Source organism: Streptomyces sp. A5-4, from assembly GCF_051131715.1.
Lineage (GTDB): Bacteria > Actinomycetota > Actinomycetes > Streptomycetales > Streptomycetaceae > Streptomyces.
Genome location: NZ_CP178591.1, coordinates 7,573,088 through 7,599,345, shown reverse-complemented (window position 1 = coordinate 7,599,345; position 26,258 = coordinate 7,573,088). Strand labels below are relative to the sequence as shown.

The following is a 26,258-nucleotide window of genomic DNA, read 5'->3' as shown; positions in this document are numbered from 1 at the left end:
CGGGCGATACTGCCGCCATGCGCATCCGACCCGCGATCCTCGCGGAACTCCCCCTGCTCCAGGCCGTCGAGCGTGCGGCCGGCGAGCCGTTCCGCGCTCTGGGCATGGCGGAGATCGCCGACGACGAGCCCCCGGCGCTGGACCTGCTGACCCGCTACCTGCGGGCGGGGCGCGCGTGGGTCGCGGCGGAAGCCGGGAAGCGGCCCGTCGCGTATCTGATCCACGACACCGTGGACGCGGCGGCCCACATCGAGCAGGTCTCCGTCCACCCCTCGGCCGCGGGTCGCGGCACGGGCCGCGCCCTGATCGAGCACCTCGCGGACCGCGCCGCGACCGAGGGCGTGGGCGCCCTGACCCTGACCACGTTCACCGACGTCCCGTGGAACGCCCCGTACTACGCGAGGATCGGATTTCGCACGCTCCCCGATCGCGAACTCACCCCGGGCCTGCGGAAGATCCGCGCCGAGGAGGCGGCGCTGGGCCTGGACCACTGGCCCCGGGTCTGTATGCGCCGAGAGCTCTGATCAGCTCCGACACCGCCTAGGTGTACCGTTCGCGCAGCTCCACCTTCCTGACCTTGCCGCTGACCGTCATCGGGAACGCGTCCATGACCTGCAGCCTGCGTGGCAGCTTGTAGTGCGCGAGCCGGTCGCGGCAGAACTCCGTCAGTTCCTCCAGCGTCGGCGGGTCCTGCGGGTCGCGCGGGATGACGCAGGCCAGGATCTCTTCGCCGTACCGCTCGTCGGGGGTGCCGACCACCTGGACGTCGGAGATCTTCGGATGGGCGTAGAGGAACTCCTCGATCTCCCGCGGATAGACGTTCTCACCACCTCGGATGATCATGTCCTTGATGCGGCCGACGATCTGGACGTACCCGTCCTCACGGATCACCGCCAGGTCCCCGGTGTGCATCCAGCGGCCCGCGTCGATGACGTCCGCCGTCTTCCGCGGCTCCTCCCAGTAGCCGAGCATCACGCTGTAACCGCGGGTGCACAACTCGCCCGCCGCGCCGCGCGGCAGTGTCACTCCGGTCACGGGGTCCACGACCTTGACCTCGATGTGCGGCAGCACCCGCCCGACCGTGCCCGTGCGGCGCTCCAGGTCGTCGTCGCGGCGGGTCTGGGTGGAGACCGGGGAGGTCTCCGTCATTCCGTAGCAGATGGACACCTCGGCCATGTGCATCTCGCTGCCCACCCGCTTCATCACCTCCACCGGGCACGGCGAGCCCGCCATGATGCCGGTGCGCAGCGAAGTGAGGTCGTACGTCGCGAAGTCGGGCAGGCCGAGCTCCGCGATGAACATGGTGGGTACGCCGTAGAGCGAGGTGCAGCGCTCCTGTTCAACGGCGCGCAGCGTCGCGGCCAGGTCGAAGGACGGGGCGGGGACGACCATGCACGCGCCGTGCGAGGTGGCCGCGAGGTTTCCCAGGACCATTCCGAAGCAGTGGTAGAACGGCACCGGCAGACAGATCCGGTCCTGCTCGGTGTAGCCGACCGTCTCGCCCACGAAGTAGCCGTTGTTGAGGATGTTGTGGTGCGAGAGGGTGGCGCCCTTGGGGAAGCCGGTCGTGCCCGAGGTGTACTGGATGTTGACGGCGTCGTCGCAGGACAACTCGTCCTCGCGCCGGTCGAGTTGGGCCTGAAGGTCGGGCGTTCCTGAAGCGAGGAGCGTGTCCCAGGTCGGGTCGCCGATGTACACGGTCTCGCGCAGCCCGGGGCAGTCGCTCCGCACTTCGTCGACCATGCGCCGGTAGTCGCTTCCCTTGTGCGCGAGCGAGGCGACCAGGACCGAGACACCCGACTGGTCCAGGACGTACTTCAGCTCGTGCGTCCGGTACGCGGGATTGATGTTGACCATGACCGCGCCGATCCGCGCGGTGGCGTACTGCGTCAGCACCCACTCCGGACAGTTGACCGCCCAGATCCCCACCCGGTCGCCCTTCAGCACACCCCCGGCCAGCAGAGCCCGCGCCAACCGGTCGACATCCGCGCCGAATTGAGCGTACGTCCAGCGGCGCCCCGACGATACGTCGACCAGCGCGTCGCGCTCCGGGTGCGCCGCGACCGTCCGGGCGAGGTTGCGCCCGATCGTCTCACCGAGCAGAGTCGTGGCGCTCGTGCCGTGCGTGTACGACAGTCCGGTCGTCCGCCCCGGCCCGCTCATCGCAGGTCCCCCTCGACGTACTCGGCGTCCGAGCCCTTCGCCGTGCGCTCGCGGAGCTCGATCCGGCGGATCTTGCCGGAGACCGTCTTGGGCAGCTCGGCGAACTCGATGCGGCGGATGCGCTGGTACGGCGCGAGCACCGAACGCGCGTGCGCGAACAGCAGCTTCGCCGTGTCGGGGCCCGGCTCCCACCCCTCCGCGAGTACGACGTAGGCCTTCGGCACCGCGAGGCGCAGCGGATCGGGCGCGGGCACCACCGCGGCCTCGGCCACCGCCTCGTGTTCGAGGAGCGCGCTCTCCAGCTCGAAGGGGGAGATCTTGTAGTCGGAGGCCTTGAACACGTCGTCGGAGCGCCCGATGTAGGTGATGTAGCCGTCGGCGTCGCGCGAGCCGATGTCGCCGGTGCGGTAGTAGCCGTCCGCCATCGCCTCCGCCGTACGCTCCGGGTCGCCGTGGTAGCCGGTCATCAGGCCGACCGGTCGCGCGGACAGGTCCAGGCAGATCTCGCCCTCGTCGACACCGGGTTGCCCGGTCACGGGGTCGAGCAGTTCAACGACGTAACCGGGGCTGGGCCGCCCCATGGAGCCCGCCAGCAGCCGCTGGCCCGGGGAGTTGGCGACCTGCACGGCGGTCTCGGTCTGCCCGAAGCCGTCCCTGATGGTGACGCCCCACTCCCGGCGCACGGTCTCGATGACCTCGGGGTTGAGCGGTTCACCGGCCGCCAGGACCTCGCGCGGCGGGGTGCGCAGCAGGCCGAGGTCGGACTGGATCAGCATCCGCCACACGGTGGGTGGCGCGCAGAAGCTGGTGACGCCCGCCTCGTCCATCTCGGCCATCAGCCTGGCCGGGTCGAAGCGGGTGTAGTTGTGGATGAATACGGTCGCCTCGGCGTTCCAGGGGGCGAAGAGATTGGACCAGGCGTGCTTGGCCCAGCCCGGCGACGAGATGTTCAGATGTACGTCGCCGGGCCTCAGCCCGATCCAGTACATCGTCGCCAAGTGGCCCACCGGGTAGGACACATGGGTGTGCTCGACGAGCTTGGGCCTGGCGGTGGTACCGGAGGTGAAGTAGAGCATCAGCGGGTCGCCGGCCGGCGTTTCGCCGTCCGGCTCGAAGGCCGGGGAGGCGTCGGCCGCGCCGTCGTACGACAGCCGGCCCGCGCCGTCGCCGCCGGCGCCCACGACGATCCTGGTGTAGTCCCCCGGCACCTCGTCGAACTTCGCGATGTCCGCGGCCCGCGCGATCACGTGCCGGGCCCCGCCGCGCTCGATGCGGTCCCGCAGGTCGGCGGGGCCGAGCAGCGGCGTGGCGGGGATGACGACCGCACGCAGCTTCATCGCGGCCAGCGCGGTCTCCCACAGCTCGACCTGGTTACCCAGCATGACGAGGATGCGGTCGCCCGGCCGGACGCCGCGGGCGCGCAGCCAGTTGGCGACCTGGTTCGAGCGGGTCGCGAGGCGCTCGAAGGTGTGGCGGGCCTGTGTGCCGTCCTCCTCCACGATGTGCAGGGCGGTCCTGTCGTTGCCCTCGGCGATGTGGTCGAACCAGTCGAGCGCCCAGTTGAACCGTTCGGGACGCGGCCAGACGAAGCCCTCGTAGGCTGTGGCGTAGTCCTCCCGGTGCCGGAGCAGGAAATCCCGGGCCGCCCTGAACTCCTCCGTCGCGCCGTGTGCCGTCATGCGTCCTCCTCATTGCCGGACCGCTCACTGACATCCTGTAATCAGTGACGTGGATCTCACTACCCCCGTACGGGGGTGAAGGACTGTGCTTTCCCGGGGACATCCCCGGACCGGGTGAAGGAGGAGCGCATGGCCGAACCGGTTGAGGCAGTGGAGATGCGGGCGGCGCTGCTGCGGATGCGCCGGGTCACCGGGCTGCCGATCGCCTTCGGAGGGCTGCTGGGCGACGCGCGGCAGCTGCGCATCGGGGAGCTGAGCGGCGCGGTGACACGCGCGCTGCACGGCCTGGCGATCACGGCGGGCAACGGGCTGGGTGGCAAGGCGATGGCGATGGCCCGCCCGTGCGCGGTGACGGACTACCACTCCTCGCGGCACATCAGTCACGAGTACGACCCGGCGGTGGCGGCCGAGGGCCTGCGGTCGGTGCTCGCGGTCCCCGTGGTGGTACGCCGCAAGGTGCGCGGGGTGCTGTACGCGGCGCTACGCGACGCCATGCCCCTCGGCGACCGCACCCTGGACGCGGCGGTGGCGGCGGCACGGGACGTGGAGCAGTCCCTGGTGGTACGCGACGAGGTGCGGCAACTCCTGGCGGCGGCGCGCGAACCGGCGGTGGGGCCCGCGGCGTGGGAGCTGGTCAGGGACGCGCACCGGGAGCTGCGTACGTTGGCGCCGCGTGTCGTCGACCCGGACCTGCGCGGTGAACTCGTGCTGGTGTGCGGCTGGTTGGCCGCGGCGACCGGGGCCGGCCCGGAGCGCGACCCGGACCCGCTGGTGACGCTGACGCCGCGCGAGCTGGATGTGCTGGCGTGCGTGGCGGCGGGCTCGACGAACGCGGCGGCCGGCCGTCAGCTGGGGCTCCGGCCGGAGACGGTGAAGGGGTATCTGCGTTCTGTGATGCGGAAGTTGCGGGCGCACACGCGGCTGGAGGCGGTGGTCGCGGCGCGACGGGCGGGCCTGTTGCCGTGAGGCGGCGGGGGCCGCTCTCCCCGCCCACTCCAGCCCGCCCACTCCAGCCCGTCCGGCGTTTGAGGACCGGGGCCGGGGCGAAGCCCCGGTTCGGGAGGGCGGGGAGCGGAACAGCCCCGCAGCGGACCGCCCACCCCCCGTCAGAACAGCGGCAGCTGACCCGGAAACGCCGGCACGTCGTACCCGTCCAGAGAGGCCTGCACCGCAGGATCCAGCGGCGCGTGCCGCCGCGACCCGGGGCACGACACCAAGTCGCCCACATGCCGCGTCCCGGAAGGGTCGTGGCGGGCAAATCTGCTCGCGACGACGGCGATTTCACGGCGGCACACCGGGCACGTGCGACGGGGAGAGGACATGCCCCCAGTCTGCCCTGCCCGCCGCGACGCCGTGCCCCGGGGATCCGCGCTGTCCCTCAGATGCCGAGCCCCGAGCCCTCCGCGCCGATGCCGGGGCCGTCGGAAGCGGCGGTCCTCAAGCGTCGAGTGGCGCGAACCGGATGTCGTGTCCGGCGGCCGACGCCATCGTGCCCAGCATCCGCTCCCCCTCCTCGGCGATGTCCGCACGCTGGGCGCGGGTGAACGTGCCCAGGGCCTCGATGGTCAGCGTCGCGGTGTCCTTCGTCTCGTCCATGCGCCAGATTCCGGCCGTGAACCCGTCGACGAGGAGGGAGCGGTAGTACGCGTTCGTCCGCCAGATACGCGGCCGGTACTCGGGCGGCACCACCCGGCTGCGGTCGGCGTACGAGAGCAGCAGGTTGTCGAACTCGGGGAGGAAGCGGGGCGGGGACGGGGTGTCCTGCGCCGGGCGGGGCGCGTCGGGGAGGTCGAAGAGCTCGACGCCGTTCTCGTCGCTGAAGGTCACGAGCCGCGGCCTGAGCCGCTCGAACGCCTCCCGCAGCCGGGTCAGCCCTGCCCAGGTCTGCATGTCCTTGACCGAGGCGGGCCCGAAGGCCGCCAGGTAGCGCAGCACGGTCGCGTCGGGCGTCGCGGGGGCGGGCTCGGACGGCCGGCCCAGCCAGTGCTCGGCGGTGGTGAGCGCCACCTGGCCGCTCCGGCCCCACAGACCGCGCGGGGTGACCTGCACCAGGGGCAGCTTGCAGCGGGCCGCGACGGCCAGGGCGAACGGGTCGGCGTCCGGCCATTCCTTCAGCAGCGCCTCCCGGAGTTCGGGCATCGTCCGTGGGAGCTCCTCGACGAGGTCACGGCTCAGCGCGGCCAGCCGGTCGAGGTCCACGCCCACCAGCCCCTTGCGGAACGCGTTGAGCTCGCGGTCGCGCGCCGCCTGGACGAGGGGCCGCAGGGTGAGGCAGTCGTCGGCGGTGTGCGTGTGGATGGTCGAGCGCATGGTGACGATGCGTACGACGTCGCGCGAGGCCATCAGGCCCGAGAGCTCCTCGGGATCGAAGCCTTCGAGGCGGGCGAAGAGCTGGTAGTACGGCGGCTTGGTGTTCTGCGCCTGAAGCCCGACCAGGTGCTCGACGGCATCCGCGGCGGGCATCGCGGCGCGGCTCAGCAGCAGCTGGCGCGCCAGGGTCGCGCGGTTCAGGGCACGGGTGCTGAGCACGGCCTTCGCCGGGGATGCTGTCATGCTCCGCACGCTACTCACCCTTGCGGACACTTACCGTCCGCATCCCGCAGATCCCCGCACCTCGCAGGCCATGCGCCCGACATTTGGGACGTATATCCTGCACCGTGGCCATGACACCGCAGCACCCATGGGAGGCGGGACCCGTATGAAGCACTCCTGGCGCCGTCAGCCGGCGCCCCCGCTCCCGCCTCCCACCGCCGAGCGCCCCGCTGCCCGCCCGGCCGCCGCCTCCGGCGATCCGGCGCAGCACAGCCACGCCAGCGTCGTGCATGCCGCGCTCTACCGGTACGGCCGGCGCGTGTCCACGCCGGACTCGCTCGCCGAGACGTTCCGTCAGCTGCGCGAGGATCCCGACGGGATGGCCTGGATCGGCCTGCACCGGCCGACCGAGGCCGAAATCCTCACCCTGGCCGACGAGTTCGACCTGCACCCGCTGGCCGTCGAGGACGCGATGGAGGCGCACCAGCGCCCCAAGCTGGAGCGGTACGGCGAGACGCTCTTCGTCGTCCTTCGGGCGGCCCGCTACCTGGACGCCGTCGAGGAGGTCGACTTCGGCGAGCTGCACGTCTTCGTCGGCAGGGACTTCGTCATCACCGTCAGGCACGGCGCGGCGCCCGACCTCTCCGCCGTACGCCACCGCATGGAGGAGACCCCGGAGCTGATGGCGCTGGGGCCCGAGGCGGTGCTGTACGCGATTCTCGACGCGGTCGTCGACGGATACGTGCCGGTGGTCGAGGGCGTACAGAACGACATCGACGAGATCGAGACCGAGGTCTTCCGGGGTGATCCCGAGGTCTCCCGACGCATCTATGAACTCTCGCGCGAAATGGTGGAGTTCCAGCGCGCGACCCGCCCGCTGGTCGGCATGCTGCACGGTTTGATGGCGGGTTTCGCAAAGTACCGCACCGACGAGGAACTCCAGCGCTACCTGCGTGACGTCGCCGACCACGTCACGCACACCAGCGAGCGTGTGGACGGCTTCCGCCAGGCTCTGGCCGACATCCTCACCGTCAACTCCACCCTGGTCACACAGCAACAGAACGCGGAAATGCGGGCCATCGCCGAGGCGGGCTTCGAACAGAACGAGGAGATCAAAAAGATCTCCTCGTGGGCGGCGATCCTGTTCGCACCCACACTCGTGGGAACCATCTACGGCATGAACTTCGACCACATGCCGGAGTTGCACTGGGTGCTCGGGTACCCCTTCGCGATCGCCCTGATGGCGACCGTATGCTCCGTTTTGTACGTCATCTTCAAGCGGAGGGACTGGCTCTGAGTAGTCGCCCTGGGAGGGGCTCCCGTGAGTGGGTGCGGCCCAGATCGCAGGCTCCGGCGGCGCTTTCGAGGCCGCTGGGGAGAATCTGGGGAGAATGAGCCGCGCTCCGATCTGGGCGATCTCCTGCGATCGAGTGCGTTGACCTGCGGGAGCGTTGCCGCTGAGACGCCGCCTGGGAGCGCCGAAGTAGCACGGAGAGTAGCGAGCTTCCCAGGTCGAACGCCAAAAACGGATGGGCACGGCCGATCGCTGTGCCCATCCGTTTCGTGGGTTGTAAAAAGCGGACGTCTACTGCGCCGGCGGCACCGCTGTGCCACCGTGGTGATCGACGCCGAGACCCATGAGCGGATCGATGTGCTGCCCGACCGCACGGCTGACACCCTGGAAGCCTGGCTGCGCGGGCATCCGGGCGTCGAGATCGTGTGCCGTGACGGCTCGGCGACCTACGCCGAGGCCACGGCCTGTTCCCGTAGTAGGACCGCGTACACGGTGTGATGGGGCGGGAAGCCGACGGGCAGGCTGCGCCACTCGCAGCCGTCGTCCGAGCGCGGGGGCGAGGATGTAGAGCGCCTCCAGCGCTTAGGCGGGTCCAAACGTGCGGGTCCACTGACGGATCGTCTCGTAGGTGACGACGGTGCCGCCGTTCCAGCACCCCCTCCTCGACCTCGCGGAAACTGAGCGGGAACCGGTGGTACAGCCGCACGGCGTACGCGATGGTTTCCGGGGTAGCGGTAAACCCTTGTACGAGAGGGTGCCCACGAACGACCCTTCCGACAGCGAGATCAACCCGCCGATAATGCCCCAGATGAGGATCCGGCCAAGTTGACAACGCCGCGTCGAGTCGACCGGGGACTCCACCGCCCCGTCCGCGCGCAACACCGCGCCGGACGGCTCGAACAGTTCATCGCGCCGCGCGGTCAGACAATCACAGAACGCGCCCCGGAAGCGTGACGCTTCCGCGAACGCTTCCCTCCGGACAGCATCAAGCAGCAGACTCAACCCCCACGGCCTTCGTCTTGGTCACGCGAACCTTGGTCGGAACACATGATCAGACGAAATGTGCCTCCACGTCCGGTGAATACTCAGTTCGCGGCGTCGTTCGAGGCGTCGTTCGAGGCCGGAAGATTAAGAAACAGGCTAAGAGATATACCGGCACGAGCCCTTCGGAGGGAGGGCACGTGAAAGCGATCGACGCGGGGGCCCCGATGCCCTCGGCGATCAAAACGCAAACCGAGACACCACGGAGAACTCATGCCCCACACCGGCCTTCTGGCCCGCATCGAGGCCAAGCCCGAGCACGCAGCGCAGGTCCAGGAACTCCTCGAGGGCGCGCTGGAACTCGCCCGCCAGGAAACCCAGACCGTGACGTGGTACTCCTTCAAGCTTGGCCCCACCAGCTTCGGGGTCTTCGACACCTTCGCCGACGAAGCTGGGCGCCAAGCACATCTGAACGGCAAGATCGCAGCAGCCCTCACGCAGATCGCCTCCACCATGCTCGCCGAAGCCCCCGACATCCAGGAGATCGATGTCCTGGCGGCGAAACTGCCGTAAGCCCGTCCGGGTCATCACAGCCCCCAGACGGCGAGGCGACGTTCCTCTGCCACCGGCCTACTACGGCACTGACCCGGCGTCAACAAACAACCGCTAGCGGGTTTCGTGGCCGCCGTAGCCGTGTTGGTCGACGAGGGTTCCGTCGCCGACGGTGAGGCGGGCGGTGTCGCCCTCGTCGTTCCACACCCCTGCCTTGCCGTCTTGCCGGCGGAGGAGTGGCCCCCGGTCTCGTGGTGGGTCGCGTTGGTGTAGACGCGCAGCGTGGCGCCGGGGTGCCGGTGGGGAAGGTGAAGTCCTGGCCTTCGTCACCAGCGTTCAGGGTCCAGCCGTCCCTGGGAGCGATGGCGGTGCCCCGATTGGTGAGCTCGGCGTACTCGTCGGCCTGGGTGCGCCGAGCTCACCCTTGAACTGGACGTGGGTGATGCGCACGTCGGGCGCTGCGGTGGCGATCATCCGAGCCCGGACGGTGACGGTCTTCGTGCCTGCGTCGGGGCCGGCGAACTCGGCCGTGACCGGCCCCTGGCTACCCAGACCTGAGCGGAAGCCGCGCCCGGAGCCCGCTCCCGACTTGTAGCCAGCAGCCCGACTACCGGGGAACGTTAGGGTGCCGGGAGAGGCGGGACAGCAACCGGCAGCACACAGCCTGCGGCGGCGGCCGCGGTCTTGAGGGCGTCGGCAGCCGCAGCGTTAGCCGTCTCCTGGGCCTTAAGGGCTGCCGCGGCCGTGGCCTTGGCAGCGTCCGGGTTGGCAGCAATTTCCAGGGCAGCGGCCATGCTGGCCGCCGCAGCGACATTGGCTGCCGCGAGGGCCGCGGCCTTGGTGGCTGCGTCCTTGAGCAGGCCCACGCAGGCTGCGGCATCGGGGGGTACGGGATCGGCAGCGGCCGACGGAGCGGTCAACAGCCCAGCGCTGACAACCAGGACCGAAGCGGCCAGGGACGTAGCGGCTACACGACGAAGCTTCATGGATCGAACTCCTGACATATAAGGGACGAGCCCACACAGGGCAAAACCGGAACCGGAGGCGCGACGAACGGGCCCACAGCCACGCGACAGGCGACTCGCTACCCGTCACGCGGCGAGCCATCGCGCGGCCCCCACCAGAGCCGACCACGTTCCCATCCCACCCGCATCCTCAAGCAGGCCGAACGAGCCTCGAACTCAGGAAGGGCGCTGAAGCAGGGGTGATCCGTCTCGGGATTCGTGGTGGCGGAACCGGGCGGCGATCATGCCGGGCCGGGCCCGTTCGGGGGTGCTGTCCTTTCCCCGGCGCACGATCAGCAGCTCCGTCTCGATCACGTCCACGATCGAGGCGATCATCCGGGTGTGCGCGGACTCGATGACTTTCCTGACCATGGGGCTGCCCGGGGCCCACAGGATCTGGACGCTGCCCGGTGCGCGGAAGACGAGATCGCCTCCGGACCACTTCTGGACCACGCAAGCCGAGGCGGGTTGACCAGGCACTGTCGGCTCGTATCGCCGAGATCCACGAGGAGTCCGACAGCACCTACGGTTCCATGCCGGGAAGCGTGGCGAAGCCCCCAGTGAGGCTTCCCCCTCTGTGTGGACCCGAAGCCGTGGCGCGGCCCCGTGGAGGAGGCCCCGTCCCGGCCCGAAGAAAGGCAAGGGGCCCGTCGTCGCTGCTGCGGCGTCGGACCGGGCCGCACACTGCACAGTAGGTCGCCGGGCCTCTTGGCCGCCCCGAAGCGGTGACCATGCCATGACCGTATGGACCCTCCACGGGGCACTCGTCACCGCCCGGGCCCGCCCGGCAGCGGCCACGGCGCGAGGCTGGCGACTTCGCCGCGCTGCCGCTCCTCCAGCGCCTCGACGCGCGCGCGCTGCTCCTCGGTGAGGATGTCGCACACCCAGTCCCAGTGCAGCGCCACCTGGTCCCCCGGGGTGAGCCCGCCGATCAACGACCGGCCGCCGGTCGACCAGCGCACCACCTCCTGCCTGAGCGGACCGGTCACCACTGCGTCGCCTTCCAGCCGCAGGGGGCGGGATTCCACGGTGGCCGATTCGCCGTCGACGTGAAGGACCACACCGGTGCGGATACGGCACTGGTCGAGCACGGACAAGGCGGACGGGTTGCCGCCGGCCCGTAGGAGCCGGGTCCACGGGTACACGTCGAAAACCTGGAAGCTGTGATGGGCGCGAGCGCGGCGCCCCGCCTCGCGCCAGGTGCCGCCGGTCTGGCCGCGGAAGCGTTCCAGCAGCCGGTCGAGCAGCGCCGCGGGGTCCACCTGCTCCAGCAGCTCGTTGCCGATCCAGTACGCCTCGACCACACGCACGTCGAGCGGATCCGGGAGCCCGGCCGACTCGGCCAGGAATTCGAGATAGCACCATGCCCCCTCGAACTGCCGCGCCCGCCGCTCGATGCCAGCCGCCGCCTCGGGCCTGAGCAGGGCCGACGCGTCCGGGGGACCGCAGTAGCCGAGTTCATTGGGAGGGTAGGCGTATCGCGCGAAGACCAGCGCTCCCTGTGCGCTCATTCAGCAGATCCTCGGCAGTTGCTCGCCGATCGGCAGCCCGACGACCCGGTTGCCACCCAAAGCGGTCTTCGCCACCACCATGCCCGGGTGGTCCGCGACGCACGTGCCGACCCGGCAGGCCGACCGCCCGAGGGGGTGCGCCCGCAGAGCCGCCAGCACCTCGTCCGCGGATTCGGCGGGCACGAAGGCGAGGAGCTTGCCCTCATTCGCTACCTGGAGCGGATCGAGCCCCAGCAGACTGCAGGCGTCCCGCACGGTCTGCGGGATCGGCAGCTCCCGCTCCACCAGTTCGACGCCGACCGCCGACGCACGGGCGATCTCGTTCAGCGAAGCCGATACGCCGCCGCGGGTCGGGTCGCGCAGCACGTGCAGGTCCGCGCCGGTGGCGATCATGGCGGCGACCAGACCGTGCAGGGCGGCGGTGTCGCTTTCGACCACAGTGCCGAACTCCAGCCCCTCCCGGCAGCTCATCACCGCCACACCGTGCACACCGATGTCGCCGCTGATCAGCACCGCGTCACCGGGCCGCGCCCGGCGCGGGTGGATGTCGACACCGTCGGGGATCATGCCGATGCCCGAGGTGTTGATGTAGACGCCGTCGCCGCTGGCGCTGTCGACGACCTTGGTGTCTCCGGTGACCAGCCGTACGCCGGCGGCCTGGGCCGCCGCCCCCATCGCCTCGGCGATCCGCCCGAGTTCGCTCAGCCCGGTGCCCTCCTGAAGGATGAACGCCGTGGATAGGAACAGCGGTGACGCGCCCGACATCGCGAGGTCGTTGACCGTCCCGTTTACCGCCAAGTCACCGATCGACCCACCGGGGAAGAACATCGGCTTCACCACGAACGAGTCGGTGGAGAAGGCGAGCCGACTGCCGTCGTCCATCGGCAGGACAGCCGAGTCACCGAGCTCGGCTGCTCCGGCCACGCCAAAGGCGGGCAGGAACAGGTGCTCGATCAGCTCGCCCGACATCGCCCCGCCGCCCCCGTGCCCCATCACGATGGACGGCGTGTCCCGCAGCGGTACGGGACAGACCCAGCTCTCGAAGTCGAGATCCGCTGTGTGTCGCATGGAGTCGGTCACTTCGCATCGACCAGTTCCAGTCGGCGGTACAGGTAGTAGGCGGCGCACGCTCCCTCGGACGACACCATCGTCGCGCCGAGCGGGTTGCGCGGAGTGCACTGTTTGCCGAACGCGGCGCACTCATGGGGTTTGATCAGGCCCTGCAGGACCTCCCCGGACCGGCACAGCGACGACTCGGAGGTGCGGATGTCGGCCACGTCGAACCGGCGCTCGGCGTCGAGATCTCGGTACTTGTCGGCCAGCCGCCAGCCACTGCGCGGGATCATCCCGATGCCGCGCCACGTCCGGTCGGTCACCTCGAAGACATCCCGCAGCATTTCCATGGCGGGGACGTTGCCCTCGTCGCGGACGGCACGCGGGTAGGCGTTCTGTACCTCGTGGCGGCCCTCTTCGAGCTGGATGACCGTCTGGCGGATGCCTTCGAGGATGTCCAGCGGTTCAAACCCGGTGATGACGACCGGGACCTTGTACTTCTCCGCCAGGGGCGGGTATTCCGCCGTGCCCATCACGCTGCAGACATGCCCGGCGGCGAGGAACGCCTGTACTCGGCAGGTGGAGGACTCCATGATGGTTGCCATCGCCGGCGGCACCAGGACGTGGGAGACGAGCAGCGAGAAGTTCCGAACCCCGAGGCGCTTGGCCTGGTACACGGCCATCGCGTTGGCGGGCGCTGTGGTCTCGAACCCGATCCCGAAGAACACGACCTCACGGTCCGGGTTCTCCCGGGCCAGCTTCAACGCGTCGAGCGGTGAATACACCACGCGCACATCGCCGCCGGCGCTCTTGACCGAGAACAGGTCCTGGCTGCTGCCCGGCACGCGCAGCATGTCGCCGAAGGAGCAGAAGATGACGCCGGGGCGGGCGGCGATGGCCAGTGCCCGGTCGATGATCTCCAATGGGGTCACGCATACCGGGCAGCCGGGGCCATGGATCATCTCGATTTCCGGGGGGAGCAACTGGTCGATGCCATGCCGGATGATCGAGTGCGTCTGGCCCCCGCAGACCTCCATCAGGGCCCACGGCCGCGTGGTGGCGGCGTGGATCTGGTCCAGGAGCTTCTTCGCCAGATCGGGATTGCTGAATTCGTCGAGGTACTTCACTTGTCCGCTCCTTCGGGGAACTCTTTTTGCCTGGCGGCGAGTTCGAACCCGTCGCCGAACTCCTCCGCCAGAATCCCGAGCTTCTCGAAGTTGGCCAGCGTCTCTTGCGCTGACCGTTCGTCGAGGCGCTGAATGGCGAATCCGACGTGCACGATGACGTATTCACCGATCGTCGCGTCGGGGATGTACTGGAGGCACACCTCCTTGCGTACTCCGCCGAAGTCGACCTCGGCCATCAAGGCGCCGTCGACTTCGGCGGTGCTGAGGACACGCCCCGGAACTGCCAGACACATGGTTCCTCTTCTCTGTGAATCCGTGGTGTGCACGGGATCAGCACGCGGCGGCGATCAGGAGCTGGCCGAAGGCGATCCCGCCGTCGTTGGGTGGCAGCAGCCGTGGTCGCAGGACGGTGAAACCCCGGTCGGTGAGCGTGCGCTGCGCCGCTTCGAGCAGGACGGCGTTCTGGAACACACCGCCGCCGAGCGCCACCACGTCGAGGCCGGTCTGTACGCGGCAGACCTCCGCCAGGTCGGCGACGAGCGCGGCGACGGACGCGTGGAAGCGTGCGGCGATCAGCTCCGCGGGGACCCCCGACCGCACGTCGGACACCACGGCGCGGATCACCGGCCCCGGATCGGCGATGACGGGCACTCCGGCTTCCGAGGGGCCGATGCCGAAGGCATAGCCGTTCCCCGGCTGGGTGGAGCCGGCTCCGGCTGACCGGGCCAGCCCCTCCAGTTCGATGGCCGCTTCCGCTTCGTACCTCACCTCGTGCCGCACACCGGCGAGGGAGGCGACGGCGTCGAAGAGCCGGCCCATGCTCGACGTGGGTACGCAGCCGAACCCGGTCGTGAGCTGGTGCGCCAGTACGTCCCGCTCCCCGGCCGGGCAGGCGCGCACCGCCGGAATCCCCTCGTCCCAGGCGACGGAGGCGGCGTGGAGGTGGGCGAGTGCCATCCGGTACGGCCGCAGCACACTCGCGTCGCCGCCCGCCAACGGCGCGTACCCGAGGTGTGCCGCCCGGCGGAAGGACTTGTAGCCGGCGACCAGGACCTCGCCGCCCCACACGGCTCCGTCGGTCCCGTAGCCGGTTCCGTCGAAGGCGACGCCGATCACGCTCTCCGCGGGACTCAGGCCGTGCTCTCCCATGACGGAGGCGATGTGGGCGTGGTGGTGCTGCACCGTCCGCACCGGACGGCCGTTCGCGTGCGCCCGCGCCCAGTCGGCGGACCGGTAGTCGGGATGGCGGTCGGCGACCCATTGCGCGGGCTTGACGCCGGTGAGGTGCTCAAGGTGCGCCTCGCTGCGGGTCAGGGCTCGGACGGTGGACAGGTCGTCCATGTCGCCGATGTGCTGGCTGACCCACGCGTAGCGCCCTTCAGCCAGCGCGCAGGTGTTCTTCAGATCGGCGCCGACAGCGAGCATCGGTGGTACGTCGAAGGGCAGCGCGAGTGGCAGCGGCGCGTAGCCGCGCGACCGGCGTACCGGTAGCTCCGCGCCGCCGACGAACCGGCTCACCGAGTCGTCGCAGGGCACGTGGATCACCCGGTCGTGGCGCAGCCAGGCGTCGGCGAGGGGGGACAGTTCGGCCAGCGCGCGGCGGTCGTCGGTGACGATGGGCTCGCCGGCCAGATTGGCGGAGGTCATCACCAGCACGTCGGGACCCGGGCGGTCGTCCCCGACCCCGAAGAGCAGTGCGTGCAACGGGGTGTAGGGGAGCATCAGTCCCAGGTCCGGGTTCCCCGGTGCCACCGCGTCGGCCACTGCGGCTCCCGGCTTGGCCGCCCGGCGGGGAAGGAGCACGACCGGTCGGCGAACCCCGGACAGCAGGGCTTCCTCGTCCCCGGTCATCGTCACGAGCTCCGCGGCGACCTCCAGACCGGAGACCATGGCCGCGAAGGGCTTACCTCCCCGCTGTTTGCGCCGCCGCAGCTCCACCACGGCCTTCTCATTGCGCGCGTCGCACGCGAGGTGGTAACCGCCGAGGCCCTTGACGGCTACGATCCGGCCTTCGGCGAGCAGCTCCCGCGCCCCTTGCAGCGCGTCCTCGTCCTTCTCCGGCGCACCGGACGGCCCGTCCTTGCGGATCAGTTCGAGCCGGGGCCCGCATTCGTGGCAGGCGATCGGTTGGGCGTGGAAGCGCCGGTCGGCCGGGTCGTCGTACTCCTGCCGGCAGGCCGCGCACATGCCGAACGCCGCCATGGTGGTGGCGGCCCGGTCGTACGGCGTACCGGTGATGATGGTGAAGCGGGGGCCGCAGTTGGTACACGTGATGAAGGGGTGGCGGAACCGCCGGTTCTCCGGACTGCGCATCTCGTCCAGGCAGTCCCGGCACGTAGCGATGTCGGGGGATACCAGCGTGCGGGTCCCGCCGTCGTCAGTGGAGTCCTCGATGGCGAACTCGGTTCCGCCCCGCGTCGGCTGCTCCGACGTGAGCACGGACTCCACGACCGCCAGCGGTGGCGCGTCCGCCCGGAGCCGTCGGCCGAACGCCTCCACTGCGGCGGCTTCCCCCTCGACTTCGGCGACCACGCCCGCGCTGGTGTTGGCCACCGTGCCGGAGAGCGCGAGATCAGAGGCGGTGGCATAGACGAACGGCCTGAAGCCGACGCCCTGGACGACACCGTGCACCTCGAAGCGTCGCCGGACCCGACGGGGGCGGGCCTGGCCCATCATCTCCAGGCCCGAAAGGGCCTTTTGGGCCTGGGCCTCGTCGATGACCTCCACCGCGAAGCCCATATGCAGCAGTACCCAGTCACCGTCGGCCGGCGGCGTGTCGAGCATCCCGATGTTGACGCGCCGCTGCGCCCCTTCCACGTCGACGAGCACGAGCTGGCCGGCGTATCCGTCAACGGCCTCCACGACTCGACCGGGAATGCCAAGGCACATGATCACGGGCTCCTGGGCTCTGCGGGCAGGACAAACTTTGCGCGTTCGGCCGATGCCAGGCGCCGGACCAGCGCGCGCACGGCATCCACCGCCACGGGTACGGCGGAGGAAACTGCCTCGCTGAGGCCGATTCCCTCATCGACATCGGCGGGGGTACAGCCCACGAGATGGGTGATCGGAAGACTACCGCCTATTTTGTCAAGATTTGCGAGCACCGATACCGGATTCATGCCGTGTGCGTCGAATTCTCCGGTTCCGAGATCTTCCGCGCCGATTTCGAGCAGCGTGAGCTCGCCGGGCGGGCCGCCCCCCGGGTACGCGTCCACCAGGACCAGCGCGTCGTACCCGTCGAGCAGGTCATAAGCGAGGTGCATGCCGCGGATGCCGTAGTCGGTCACCCGGACCCGTGGCGGCAGGCCACCGGGCGCGGCCAGACGCCGTACGACCTCGGGGCCGAAGCCGTCGTCGCCGAGGAAGAGATTGCCGATGCCCGCCACGAGCACGCCACCGGCCATCGGTCAGCCTCCGCCGGACTGCAGGTCGGGGGCGTCCGGGTGGGACGCCTCCTGCGGGTTGACGGACGTATCGGACTTCTCGTCGCCCTCGCCCGAGGGCCGGTCGACGGGCCCACCGGACGGTTCATCGGACCCGGTGTCGCGAGACCCCTTCGGGCCACGCTCCTCCTGCGGCTCTTCCTCGACGTCCTCGGCTGGCGTGTCGGTCATGGGGTCCACTTCCTCACTCACATCGAACGCATGCGCAGGTACCGGCGGATGTCGGGGATCGACATCACTCCGACGACCAGGGCGGCGGCCGCCGCGACCGCCGCAACACCGGTGGTGATCATGCCCAGGATCCTCATGGTCGGCTCTCCTCTCAGGGGTCCGGGGGGCCCTCAACGGGCAGCGGTTCCAGCTCGTCGGGCGCGAAGTAGAAGTAGCGGCCGTACCAGTCGTGCAGATCGGCCGCGGGGTCATCGACGAGCACCAGCGCGACATGCGTCGCCCCGTCGACGTCGGAGAGCACGGCGGTGACCCGGGCCACCTGGCCGGCGAAGAACAGGTCCTGTGCGTCGGCGCGTCTGGAGGGGTGCACGCGGACCAGGCTGCCCTTGGCGACCCGGACGCCGTCGATCACGACCGCGTCGGACGCCGGACTCACCATGGCGTCGGACGCCGGGTCCCACCAGGGTGCGCCGCCCGTGTCGAAGGGGGCCGGCTCCGCGTCACGGAGATCGGACGCCGCGGTGGCCTCGGGACCGGGCGGGGACGTCGGCGCGTGCGGATCGCGAAGCAGGCCGTGGAGCTGTTGCAGGTCCGCGGACGACATGCCCTCGCAGCGGTCGATGATCTCCCGCGCCCGGGGATCGGTGGCCCGTGCCTCGGCCTTCTCCTCCTCCGTCATCGTTATCACGCGCAGCGTCAGGATCTCGTCGATCTCGGTGGAGTCGAAGAGCGCGCCGGCGCTCTGCTCGGCCACTTCCGGGTGGTCGTACAGGATGATCGGCGCCCCGAGCAGGGTGTGGGCCGTCCCTTTCGCCCCGGCGAGCACGGGCCAGCAGCGGTGCTGCCGGCAGCGGGCGGCGGCGGGCGCGGCCTCGGTCGGTGGATCGAGCAGTGAGACGAACCGGACGCCGTGTGCCTGGAGGATCAGGTGTGAGCCGATCAGCGAGGCGCGGATCGCGGCGTCCTTGCCGACCGCTGTCCCGGCGTGTTCGTTGTCCACCGTCACGGACAGCCGGACGAAGCCGCCGTCCACCGTCGCCCGGGTTCGGATCCGGACCGTCAGGGGTTCGCGGCGCCGCACGATGCGGCCCAGCGGCGTGCCGCGGGTGTCCGACAGCGGCTCGGTGTCCTCCCCGCCGGGGATCGTGTACAGGTGGTCGGAAGGTTCGGCCAACGGCACGGTGGACAGCACGACTTCCCGCTCAACGGCCTCGTCCCAGCTCAGCACCGACACTCCGTCGACGCTCAGAGCTCCGACCGCGGTGTGGCTGCCGCCCTCGTCGCGGCGCCACACCTCGCGGACCTGCAGTTGGAGAAAGCGCAGATGGACCGTGACCGCAGCCGGCGTGTCGCCGGGGGACGTCAGCAGGCACTGCACGGCCATGCCCGGCTCCTCGCCGAAGCTCCCCGGAGACGTGGACGGCGGCCCCAGGACCCCGAACTGCCAGCGCGACTGGTTCTTGTGCGAACTCGCACGGTACGGATACAGCAGGTAGCCCTCGTAGAGCACCGCGTCGGCGACCGTACGGACGTGCTCCAGGCCCACCGGTTCAGTCGGTTCGGCCGGTTCGGTCCTGCTGGGCAGACCGCTCACGGGACCACCTCGCCGAGATCCGCCAGCAGGGTGCTCACCGTCTCGTCCCAACTGATCAGCCCTCGCCGCGCACGGAAGTCAGCGATTCGGTCGAGTACGTCCTGGTCCAGCCTGATCCAACCGGAGTTCGGGAAGTGGGACTCGATCATCTGCCGCCACACGGTTACCGGCATGAGATGGCGGGCCTCGCAGTCCCAGGGCACCTGGCGTACCCCGAAGCCCGCGCTGCCTTTGGTGAACACCGTGCCGGAGAAGAGCAGGGTGAGGGGCACCCCGCCGTCTCCGAGGGCGTGCAGGTACCGGGAGCCGATCACGTCGAAGTCGTAGGTGCAGGGCAGCGCGAGATCGACTTCCGTGGCGCCGGTGAATCCCTGCACGGTGGCGTTGCACTGCATCCACAGGAACGGTTTCAGGGTGTCGGGCCACCGGTCCCGCTCCCCGAACAGGCCGCGCAGCCCGTCCCGTTCGGTGTCGTCGTAGTGTCGGCGCTGTGGCTCGATGCGGACCTGGCAGCGCAGCACGATGGCATGGATCCTTTCGCCGGAGCCCTCTTCGATCCGCAGCCGCGCGGTCAGTTGCGGCACGACGGTGTATGGCTCGGCGAAGATGTCGAGTACGGAGAAACCGAGGCCGGTCATGATGGACCGGCCATGGCCGCGGGGCGGCTGCGCTCCCGCACCTGCGCGAAGAACGTGTCGATCGCCTGATGCGCCTCCCGGCCGCCGTCGAAGCCGCGCCACAGCGTTCGCAGCCTGCCGACGAGCTCGTAGCAGGCGTCGATGGGCACCAGGTGGCACGACCCCTCCGGCCCGTCCGTGCGTCGCACCAGCAGTGCCTCGACGTCGGGGCGCAGCACCGCCAGCTCCGGGTTGGCCTCGACGATGGTGCCCCAGGCGTCCAGTGGCAGTTCGGACTCGGTGGCGCCTGCGGGACCCGGGTAGAACGCGATGGTGCGCTCCTGCAGGGAGTTGCGGAACAGGAACGCCAGCCCGACCGGGATCTGCAGCTCGTCCCAGGTCCTTTCGTCGAGGGTGACGCCGTCGAACCGCAGGTAGCGGTCGGGAACCGCCCGGTAGTGCAGATGCGCCCGCTGGTCGCTGAACAGGAGATAGCAGGGTCGACACGCGCACATCAGGGCCCGGCTGTCCAGGTTCACCACATGGGAATGATCTGTTCCGAGCGGCTCCGCGCACATCTCGCAGCGCTCGCCCGCCGCCGGTTGCGGACGCCTGCGGGTGATCCGCAGCAGGGAGGCCGCGGGGGACGACGCGCAGCTTCGGATGATCATGTCGCCACCGGTGTGGGCACCGCGATCGAGACGCTCGTACCGTCCGCGAGCAGCGGCAGCGGGTCGAGATGCAGCCCCTCCTCTTCCAGGCAGGCGCCCGCGCGCCGCACGTCGTAGTGCGCGCGGCAGGCGGGGCAGCGCAGCACCGCGTCTCCCGATGCGCCGCCGAGCCGTCGGGCCAGCGCGGCACCCTCCAACGGCAGGTCGCACCGGGCGCACCAGTCCCTGAAGGCGAACAGGTCCGCGCCGATCCGACAGGCCAGCACCTCGACGCCGCCCGCGGTGACCCGGACGACGCCACCGGACGGCAGAGTGTTCAACTCCGGTACGGGCTGCCACGACGCGCCCGGTCGGCCGGGAGACGCAGAGGCCTCGTGGAGCCGCGAGAACAGCGCGTCGACCGGCACCACCGGACCGGAGGCGTCCGACGGCCCTTCGGCGGCGGTCTCCACCTCGATTGTGGTGATCTCCGGAGCCGCTGCCTCGACCGCGCCTTGCACGGCCAGCTTGAGCGTGACCGAGGAGGACGGGCAACCGTCGCAACTGCCCAGCAGCCGCAGCCCGACGACACCGTCATCGGTGACGCCGAGCAGCTCCACGTCTCCGCCGTGGGAGCCCAGATACGGTCGCACGCTCTCCAGTGCCTTCTCGACCCGCGTCTCCACGCTGTAGGGGTGCATTCCGTGCACCAGCAGAAGGCTGGCCACCAGGTCGTCTGCAGCGAGGGCGGCCAGGACGTCGTCGCCCAGCCGGCCGTGTTCGTACAGGACGTCGAGCAACTGCTCCAGTCCGGCACCGTAGAAATCGGTGACGAGTCGGACCAGTTCCTCGCTTCGTTCTCGCGCGACGGCGCCCCCCGACGCGCTGGCGGCGATCAGGGCGTCGATGCGGTCGCCGGTCGCGCGCCAGTCCGACGAGGCGGGCGCGGGCTCGGGAGCCGCCGGCTCGGAGTGCCCGGTCACGTCACGCACCCGCGGACTGGGTCGGCGAGTGCAGCAAGTCCAGCTTTTTGCCCTCGCCGAGATACATGTGCACTCCGCAGGGCAGACAAGGGTCGAAACTGCGTACGGTTCGCATGATGTCGATGCCTTTGAAGTGCTCCCGGTCGTTCTCCTCGAAGATCGGCTGCCCCTGCACCGCGTCCTCGTAGGGACCCGGCGTGCCGTAGGTGTCGCGTGGGCTCGCATTCCACGGGGTCGGCGGGTACGGGTGGTAGTTGGCGATCTTGCCGTCCCGGATCACCATGTGGTGGGACAGGACGCCGCGCACCGCCTCGGTGAAGCCACAGCCGATGCCCTCCTCAGGGACCTCGAACTTCTCCCAGGTCTTCGTCCGCCCGGCCCGGATCTCCACGAGGGCCTTCTCCGCGAAGTGCAGTGCGCAGGCGGCGGCGTACGCCTGGAAGTAGGTGCGGGCCCGGTTGCGCTCAAGAGTGTTGCTCCACTGCGGGATGCGCCATTCCAGTTCGACCGGGCCCTTGAGGGCGGTCTTGGGGAGGTTGATCTTCACGCTGTCGCCGGTGGCCTTGATGTAGCCGATGTCGACCAGGCCGGCGAGCGCGGTGACCCACAGCCGCGCCAGCGGTCCGCCTCCGGTGTCCAGTGCGAGGTAGTCCTTGCCGTCGAACCATCGCGGCGACATGACCCAGCTGTATTTGTCGTCCAGGTCCCGCTTCTGCGGCTGTGGGTTGGTGTGCTGGTTCCAGGGGTGGCGCCGGTCGACCGGATTGCCCAGCGGATCGTGGGTCACGAACATCTCCTGGTCTTCCCAGTCGCCGTAGTAGGACGAACCGAGCAGGATGCGGATGCCCAGATTGATCTTCACCAGGTCCGTGGTGACCAGTTTCCCGTCGACGACGACGCCTGGGGTCACGTACATCTTCCGACCCCAGTTGGTCATGTCCTTGTACTCGAAGTTGCAATGCTCGGGGTCCTGAAAAGAGCCCCAACACCCCAGCAGGATGCGCCGGTTGCCGACCTGCTCGTAGCCGGGGAGTGCCTCGTAGAAAAAGTCGAAGAGGTCGTCGTGCATGGGCACGACCTTCTTCATGAACTCGACGTACCGCTGAAGACGCGTGATGTAGTCCGTCATCAACTGGATGGTCGCCACGGTTCCCACGCCGCCGGGGTACAGCGTGGAGGGGTGCACGTGCCGGCCCTCCATCAGGCAGAACATCTCCCGGGTCATCCGGCTCACCTGGAGTGCCTCGCGGTAGAACTCGCCGGTGAACGGGTTCAGGGAGCGCATGATGTCGCCGATGGTCTTGTACCCGTGGGCGCCCGCGTGCGGCGAGGCGGTCCCGTTGGCCTGTTCGAGCACTCCAGGATTCGTCTCGGCGACCATCTTCTCGCAGTAGTCGACCCCCACCAGGTTCTCCTGGAAGATGTTGTGGTCGAACATGTACTCCGCTGCCTCACCGAGATTGACGATCCATTCGCCGAGATGCGGCGGCTTCACTCCGTAGGCCATGTTCTGCGCGTAACAGGAACACGTGGCGTGGTTGTCACCGCAGATGCCGCAGATCCGGCTGGTGATGAAGTGCGCGTCGCGTGGGTCCTTGCCCTTCATGAAGACCGAGTAGCCGCGGAAGATGGAGCTCGTGCTGTGGCACTCGGCGACCACCCGCTGCTTGAAGTCGATCTTCGTGTAGATGCCCAGGCTGCCGACGATCCGGGTGATGGGGTCCCACGCCATCTCCACCAATTCGTCCTGGCCCCGGCTTCCGCCGCCTCGCTTGTTGCGCGTCGCCGTCATTGCGCCGCCTCAGCTCTCTGTTTTCGCGGTGGGTTACCAGGTGCGGGTGGCACCGGTCGTGAGGGTCGTCCCCGGCTTACGCCATTTCGGCTCGCGGTCCAGGGTGTGCGAGGTGATCTGCCGCAGTCGGCGCATCGTGGATCCGTACAGTCCGACCGCGTTCGTGGAGAGCTTGCCGCCGGGGGGCTCGTCCATGAAGGGCATGAACTTGTCCGGGAAGCCGGGCATGGTGCAGCCGATGCAGATTCCCCCCACGTTGGGGCAGCCGCCGATGCCGTTCATCCAGCCGCGCTTGGGCACATTGCACTTGACGGTGGGACCCCAGCAGCCCAGTTTTACGATGCACTTGGGCGAGCCGTACTCCGTGGCGAAGTCGCCCTGCTCGTAGTAGCCGGCCCGGTCGCATCCCTCGTGCACCGTCTGGCCGAACAGCCAGGTCGGGCGGAGCGCGTCGTCGAGCGGAATCATGGGCGCCTGGTCGGTGGCCATGTAGAGCAGATAGGTGAGCGTCTCTGACAGGTTGTCCGGCTGAATGGGGCAGCCCGGCACGCACACGATGGGGATTCCGGCCTTGGACTTCCAATCCCAGCCCAGGTAGTCGGGCACTCCCATCGCACCGGTCGGGTTGCCCGCCATCGCGTGGATGCCGCCGTACGTGGCGCAGGTGCCGACCGCGACGATCGCGGTGGCCTTCGGCGCGAGCCGGTCGAGCCACTCGCTGGTGGTCATCGGCTGGCCCGTGGCGGGGTCGTTGCCGAAGCCGGACCAGTAGCCCTCGTCGTGCAACTGCTCGTTCGGGATGGACCCCTCGACGACCAGGACGAACGGTTCAAGCTCGCCCCGGTCCGCCTTGAAGAACCACTCCAGGAAGTCGTCTGCTCCGCCGTTGGGGCCGCATTCGAAATCGATTAGTGGCCAGTGCACCGCGACCTGCGGAAGGCCCGGCAATGCGCCGAGCGCGATTTCCTCGATGCTGGGCTGAGTGGCGGCGGTGAGCGCCACTGAATCCCCGTCGCAGCTGAGACCGGCATTGATCCACAGTACGTGGATCAGCGTTTCCTCTGCTTTGACCGCTGCGTCTGTCGGCATAGCGCTGCCGCCTTCCGGGGCCGACGGCCGATCTGCCGCTCCACTGAGATCAGCTGAGACCCATCGGTGTGGTGTCGCTCACATTGCTACCATCTAGACTCTTTCCGGGCGCCCTGTCAACACGAGAATTTGCAAGTCGGCCACGGTATTCCTCTTCGAGGTCGGCGGAGATCTTAGATCGGGCGTGAATCGAGCGGAATGGGAGCCGGTGAGCGGCTCGGCGGGATGAATCGCTCACGGCGGACGGTCTCGGCCGGCAAGCGAATATGCGGGCTGGATGTGGACGCGAGAATGGGGCGGCTATGCACGAATTGGCGATCGCGCAGAGCGTGGTCGACATGGTGTGCGAACGCGCTGCCGGTCGGCAGGTGTACGCGGTCCGGCTGCGGGTGGGCGTGCTTACCGCGGTGGTGGCCGACTCCATGCGATTCTCCTTCGACCTGGTCACCGAGGGCACTGCGGCCGAGGGCGCGCGGCTGGACATCGACCAGCCTCCGGGGACCCTGCACTGCCGCACCTGTGACTCCGATGTCACCTTGACTGATCTTGTCCTGCTCTGCCCTTGCGGCAGTGCCGACGTGGAGATCACATCGGGACGGGAACTTGAGATCATTTCGATGAGAGTGGGCTGACGTATGTGTGGCACCTGCGGTTGTGGTGAAGAGGGCGGCAGCGGAATCAGAATCGCCTTGCCGAAGACAGGTGACGCGACGGTGCAGGGCCACGCGCCCGGTGGTGCGGAGGTCCCTCCACGGGGCCACTCGCACGACCGTACGGGGGACCACGGGCACGTTCACCCGAATGCGGCCGGCGAGACGATCACGCTTGAGCAACGTGTGTTGGCCAAGAACGACGATCTCGCGGCCCGCAATCGCGGGTGGTTGGCCGATCGGGGGATCGTGGCGGTGAATTTGATGAGCTCTCCCGGCGCGGGCAAGACCACGCTGCTCGAACGCACCATCGCCGATCTCGCGAGTCGGCGACCAGTTGCGGTCGTCGAGGGCGATCAGGAAACGATGCTCGACGCCGACCGGATCAGGCGAACCGGATGCCCGGTGGTCCAGGTGAACACCGGGGCGGGGTGCCATCTCGACGCAGAGATGATGCACGGTGCGCTCACGGTCCTGTCGCCTGCGGCCGGCTCGCTGGTTCTGGTCGAGAACGTGGGAAACCTGGTCTGCCCGGCCCTGTTCGACCTGGGGGAGAGCAGCAAGGTCGTGATCATCTCGGTTACCGAGGGAACGGACAAGGCGCTGAAGTACCCCTACATGTTCGCCGCCGCCGACCTGGTGATCATCAACAAGATCGACTTGCTCCCCTATGTCGATTTCGACGTCGATCAGTGCGAGGCGTATGCGCGCTCGGTCAATCCGCAGGTGCGGTTGCTGGCGGTGTCCGCGACCACGGGGGAAGGGATGGGACGCTGGTACGAGTGGGTGGCGGAGCAGGAGTGAACGACCCTGGCCGCAGTGGTCCAGGCAGCTCCGGCAGCGCCGAGGGTGTCAGGCGGCGTCATCGACGCCCTCGACCGGCAGCTGACGGACGGCGATCCGCTGATCCTCACCTCGCAGTCCGCCGCGTATCACGACGTAACCGACAGTCACGGGAAGATCTCTGCGGCGGCGGCCACCGAGGCCCTGCCCGTCGAGAGTCCGGACGCGGTCGCCTACCTGCGAGGCGAGACCCTGCCCGAGCATGTGCGTCGCTGGGACCCGGTCTTCGAGGAACTCGGGGAGAGCCCGCTGGAGCCGGTGGCTCTCGCGCTGTCGAACCCGCTCATGCTGTGGCTGGCCCGCCGCGTGTACGAGCTGCCCTCCTCCACACCCGCGGCGCTCGTCGACGCGGCGAGGTTCCCGACGCGCGCGTCGATCGAGGACCACCTGCTCGACCGCATCGCGCCCGTTTCCCGTTACCCCGCTTCGGTGTTCGCACGACCGGCGGGTCTGTAACGGAACCGTTGCGCGACGCGGCGAAGGTGGCCAAGGGAAAGTCGGTACGCTCCCCCTTGACTTCGCGGCTTCGG

27 protein-coding genes and 3 pseudogenes are annotated in these 26,258 nt (G+C 69.3%); 8 read left to right on the top strand and 22 right to left on the bottom strand.

The window, feature by feature from the left end; translation table 11 throughout:
* Positions 1-17 precede the first annotated feature (17 nt).
* Positions 18-524, top strand: a complete 507-nt coding sequence (locus ACLLJJ_RS35700) for a GNAT family N-acetyltransferase (protein ID WP_434598816.1) — start codon at positions 18-20, stop codon at positions 522-524.
* 16 nt (positions 525-540) lie between these two features.
* On the opposite strand, the gene ACLLJJ_RS35695 is transcribed toward ACLLJJ_RS35700, so the two are convergent.
* Complete coding sequence (locus tag ACLLJJ_RS35695) at positions 541-2,163, bottom strand: AMP-binding protein (protein WP_434598815.1); 1,623 nt, start codon at positions 2,161-2,163, stop codon at positions 541-543.
* Positions 2,160-3,842, bottom strand: coding sequence for an AMP-binding protein (locus tag ACLLJJ_RS35690; protein ID WP_434598814.1), 1,683 nt, complete (start codon positions 3,840-3,842; stop codon positions 2,160-2,162). Before ACLLJJ_RS35690 ends, ACLLJJ_RS35695 begins: the two co-directional genes overlap by 4 nt.
* A gap of 129 nt (positions 3,843-3,971) precedes the next feature.
* On the opposite strand from ACLLJJ_RS35690, the gene ACLLJJ_RS35685 reads away from it, so the two are divergent.
* Positions 3,972-4,808, top strand: coding sequence for a response regulator transcription factor (locus ACLLJJ_RS35685; protein ID WP_434598813.1), 837 nt, complete (start codon positions 3,972-3,974; stop codon positions 4,806-4,808).
* A gap of 140 nt (positions 4,809-4,948) precedes the next feature.
* On the opposite strand, the gene ACLLJJ_RS35680 is transcribed toward ACLLJJ_RS35685, so the two are convergent.
* Both ACLLJJ_RS35680 and ACLLJJ_RS35675 read right to left on the bottom strand, forming a co-directional pair.
* Positions 4,949-5,164: a hypothetical protein gene (locus tag ACLLJJ_RS35680; RefSeq protein ID WP_434598812.1), complete on the bottom strand. Its 216-nt coding sequence runs from the start codon at positions 5,162-5,164 to the stop codon at positions 4,949-4,951.
* Positions 5,165-5,279: 115 nt separating this feature from the next.
* Entirely contained in the window at positions 5,280-6,395 is a 1,116-nt protein-coding gene (locus ACLLJJ_RS35675; protein ID WP_434598811.1) for a winged helix DNA-binding domain-containing protein, read from the bottom strand.
* A 145-nt stretch (positions 6,396-6,540) separates the two neighbouring features.
* On the opposite strand from ACLLJJ_RS35675, the gene ACLLJJ_RS35670 reads away from it, so the two are divergent.
* Complete coding sequence (locus ACLLJJ_RS35670) at positions 6,541-7,671, top strand: magnesium and cobalt transport protein CorA (protein WP_434598810.1); 1,131 nt, start codon at positions 6,541-6,543, stop codon at positions 7,669-7,671.
* A 291-nt stretch (positions 7,672-7,962) separates the two neighbouring features.
* Positions 7,963-8,127: pseudogene (locus ACLLJJ_RS35665) on the top strand (transposase); the annotation flags it as partial.
* A gap of 132 nt (positions 8,128-8,259) precedes the next feature.
* Here ACLLJJ_RS35665 and ACLLJJ_RS35660 read toward each other — a convergent pair.
* A pseudogene (locus ACLLJJ_RS35660) lies at positions 8,260-8,430 on the bottom strand (IS6 family transposase); the annotation flags it as partial.
* Between the two features lie 75 nt (positions 8,431-8,505).
* A pseudogene (locus tag ACLLJJ_RS35655) lies at positions 8,506-8,670 on the bottom strand (NF041680 family putative transposase); the annotation flags it as partial.
* Positions 8,671-8,922: 252 nt separating this feature from the next.
* On the opposite strand from ACLLJJ_RS35655, the gene ACLLJJ_RS35650 reads away from it, so the two are divergent.
* Positions 8,923-9,222 carry a putative quinol monooxygenase gene (locus ACLLJJ_RS35650; RefSeq protein ID WP_434598809.1) on the top strand — a complete coding sequence of 100 codons (300 nt, stop codon included), beginning with the start codon at positions 8,923-8,925 and terminating at the stop codon, positions 9,220-9,222.
* A gap of 599 nt (positions 9,223-9,821) precedes the next feature.
* Here ACLLJJ_RS35650 and ACLLJJ_RS35645 read toward each other — a convergent pair.
* From ACLLJJ_RS35645 to ACLLJJ_RS35570, 16 genes are all read right to left on the bottom strand, one after another.
* Positions 9,822-10,187: a hypothetical protein gene (locus ACLLJJ_RS35645; protein ID WP_434598808.1), complete on the bottom strand. Its 366-nt coding sequence runs from the start codon at positions 10,185-10,187 to the stop codon at positions 9,822-9,824.
* 195 nt (positions 10,188-10,382) lie between these two features.
* The gene (locus ACLLJJ_RS35640) at positions 10,383-10,943 is read right to left on the bottom strand and encodes a relaxase domain-containing protein (RefSeq protein WP_434598807.1); all 561 of its coding nucleotides are present in this window, start codon (positions 10,941-10,943) and stop codon (positions 10,383-10,385) included.
* Between the two features lie 29 nt (positions 10,944-10,972).
* Positions 10,973-11,716, bottom strand: a complete 744-nt coding sequence (locus ACLLJJ_RS35635) for a DUF6390 family protein (RefSeq protein WP_434598806.1) — start codon at positions 11,714-11,716, stop codon at positions 10,973-10,975.
* Entirely contained in the window at positions 11,717-12,784 is a 1,068-nt protein-coding gene (gene hypE / locus ACLLJJ_RS35630; RefSeq protein WP_434598805.1) for a hydrogenase expression/formation protein HypE, read from the bottom strand.
* A gap of 8 nt (positions 12,785-12,792) precedes the next feature.
* Positions 12,793-13,896, bottom strand: coding sequence for a hydrogenase formation protein HypD (gene hypD / locus ACLLJJ_RS35625; protein ID WP_434598804.1), 1,104 nt, complete (start codon positions 13,894-13,896; stop codon positions 12,793-12,795).
* Positions 13,893-14,189, bottom strand: a complete 297-nt coding sequence (locus tag ACLLJJ_RS35620) for a HypC/HybG/HupF family hydrogenase formation chaperone (RefSeq protein ID WP_434598803.1) — start codon at positions 14,187-14,189, stop codon at positions 13,893-13,895. The genes hypD and ACLLJJ_RS35620 overlap by 4 nt, the downstream gene beginning before the upstream one ends.
* Positions 14,190-14,226: 37 nt before the next feature.
* Complete coding sequence (gene hypF, locus ACLLJJ_RS35615; protein WP_434598802.1) at positions 14,227-16,785, bottom strand: carbamoyltransferase HypF; 2,559 nt, start codon at positions 16,783-16,785, stop codon at positions 14,227-14,229.
* 2 nt (positions 16,786-16,787) lie between these two features.
* Complete coding sequence (locus tag ACLLJJ_RS35610; RefSeq protein WP_434598801.1) at positions 16,788-17,300, bottom strand: hydrogenase maturation protease; 513 nt, start codon at positions 17,298-17,300, stop codon at positions 16,788-16,790.
* Positions 17,301-17,303: 3 nt separating this feature from the next.
* Complete coding sequence (locus tag ACLLJJ_RS35605) at positions 17,304-17,510, bottom strand: hypothetical protein (RefSeq protein WP_434598800.1); 207 nt, start codon at positions 17,508-17,510, stop codon at positions 17,304-17,306.
* Between the two features lie 17 nt (positions 17,511-17,527).
* Complete coding sequence (locus tag ACLLJJ_RS35600) at positions 17,528-17,647, bottom strand: DUF6893 family small protein (RefSeq protein ID WP_434598798.1); 120 nt, start codon at positions 17,645-17,647, stop codon at positions 17,528-17,530.
* A gap of 14 nt (positions 17,648-17,661) precedes the next feature.
* A complete protein-coding gene (locus ACLLJJ_RS35595; protein WP_434598797.1) occupies positions 17,662-19,104 on the bottom strand; it encodes a hypothetical protein in 1,443 nt (480 codons plus the stop codon).
* The gene (locus ACLLJJ_RS35590) at positions 19,101-19,742 is read right to left on the bottom strand and encodes a DUF6084 family protein (RefSeq protein WP_434598795.1); all 642 of its coding nucleotides are present in this window, start codon (positions 19,740-19,742) and stop codon (positions 19,101-19,103) included. Before ACLLJJ_RS35590 ends, ACLLJJ_RS35595 begins: the two co-directional genes overlap by 4 nt.
* Positions 19,739-20,392 carry a DUF5947 family protein gene (locus tag ACLLJJ_RS35585; RefSeq protein ID WP_434598794.1) on the bottom strand — a complete coding sequence of 218 codons (654 nt, stop codon included), beginning with the start codon at positions 20,390-20,392 and terminating at the stop codon, positions 19,739-19,741. The genes ACLLJJ_RS35590 and ACLLJJ_RS35585 overlap by 4 nt, the downstream gene beginning before the upstream one ends.
* Positions 20,389-21,354, bottom strand: coding sequence for a NifU family protein (locus tag ACLLJJ_RS35580; RefSeq protein WP_434598793.1), 966 nt, complete (start codon positions 21,352-21,354; stop codon positions 20,389-20,391). The genes ACLLJJ_RS35585 and ACLLJJ_RS35580 overlap by 4 nt, the downstream gene beginning before the upstream one ends.
* 1 nt (position 21,355) lies before the next feature.
* On the bottom strand, positions 21,356-23,146 hold the full coding sequence (locus ACLLJJ_RS35575; RefSeq protein WP_434598792.1) for a nickel-dependent hydrogenase large subunit: 1,791 nt from the start codon (positions 23,144-23,146) through the stop codon (positions 21,356-21,358).
* Between the two features lie 33 nt (positions 23,147-23,179).
* Entirely contained in the window at positions 23,180-24,235 is a 1,056-nt protein-coding gene (locus ACLLJJ_RS35570; RefSeq protein ID WP_434598791.1) for a hydrogenase expression protein HypE, read from the bottom strand.
* A 302-nt stretch (positions 24,236-24,537) separates the two neighbouring features.
* Here ACLLJJ_RS35570 and ACLLJJ_RS35565 point away from each other — a divergent pair, with 302 nt between their 5' ends.
* From ACLLJJ_RS35565 to ACLLJJ_RS35555, 3 genes are read left to right on the top strand one after another with little or no spacing between them, the layout of a single operon-like run.
* Positions 24,538-24,867, top strand: coding sequence for a hydrogenase maturation nickel metallochaperone HypA (locus ACLLJJ_RS35565; RefSeq protein WP_434598790.1), 330 nt, complete (start codon positions 24,538-24,540; stop codon positions 24,865-24,867).
* 3 nt (positions 24,868-24,870) lie between these two features.
* The gene (hypB, locus tag ACLLJJ_RS35560; protein ID WP_434598789.1) at positions 24,871-25,689 is read left to right on the top strand and encodes a hydrogenase nickel incorporation protein HypB; all 819 of its coding nucleotides are present in this window, start codon (positions 24,871-24,873) and stop codon (positions 25,687-25,689) included.
* A 15-nt stretch (positions 25,690-25,704) separates the two neighbouring features.
* Positions 25,705-26,184: a hypothetical protein gene (locus tag ACLLJJ_RS35555; RefSeq protein WP_434598787.1), complete on the top strand. Its 480-nt coding sequence runs from the start codon at positions 25,705-25,707 to the stop codon at positions 26,182-26,184.
* Positions 26,185-26,258: the final 74 nt, after the last annotated feature.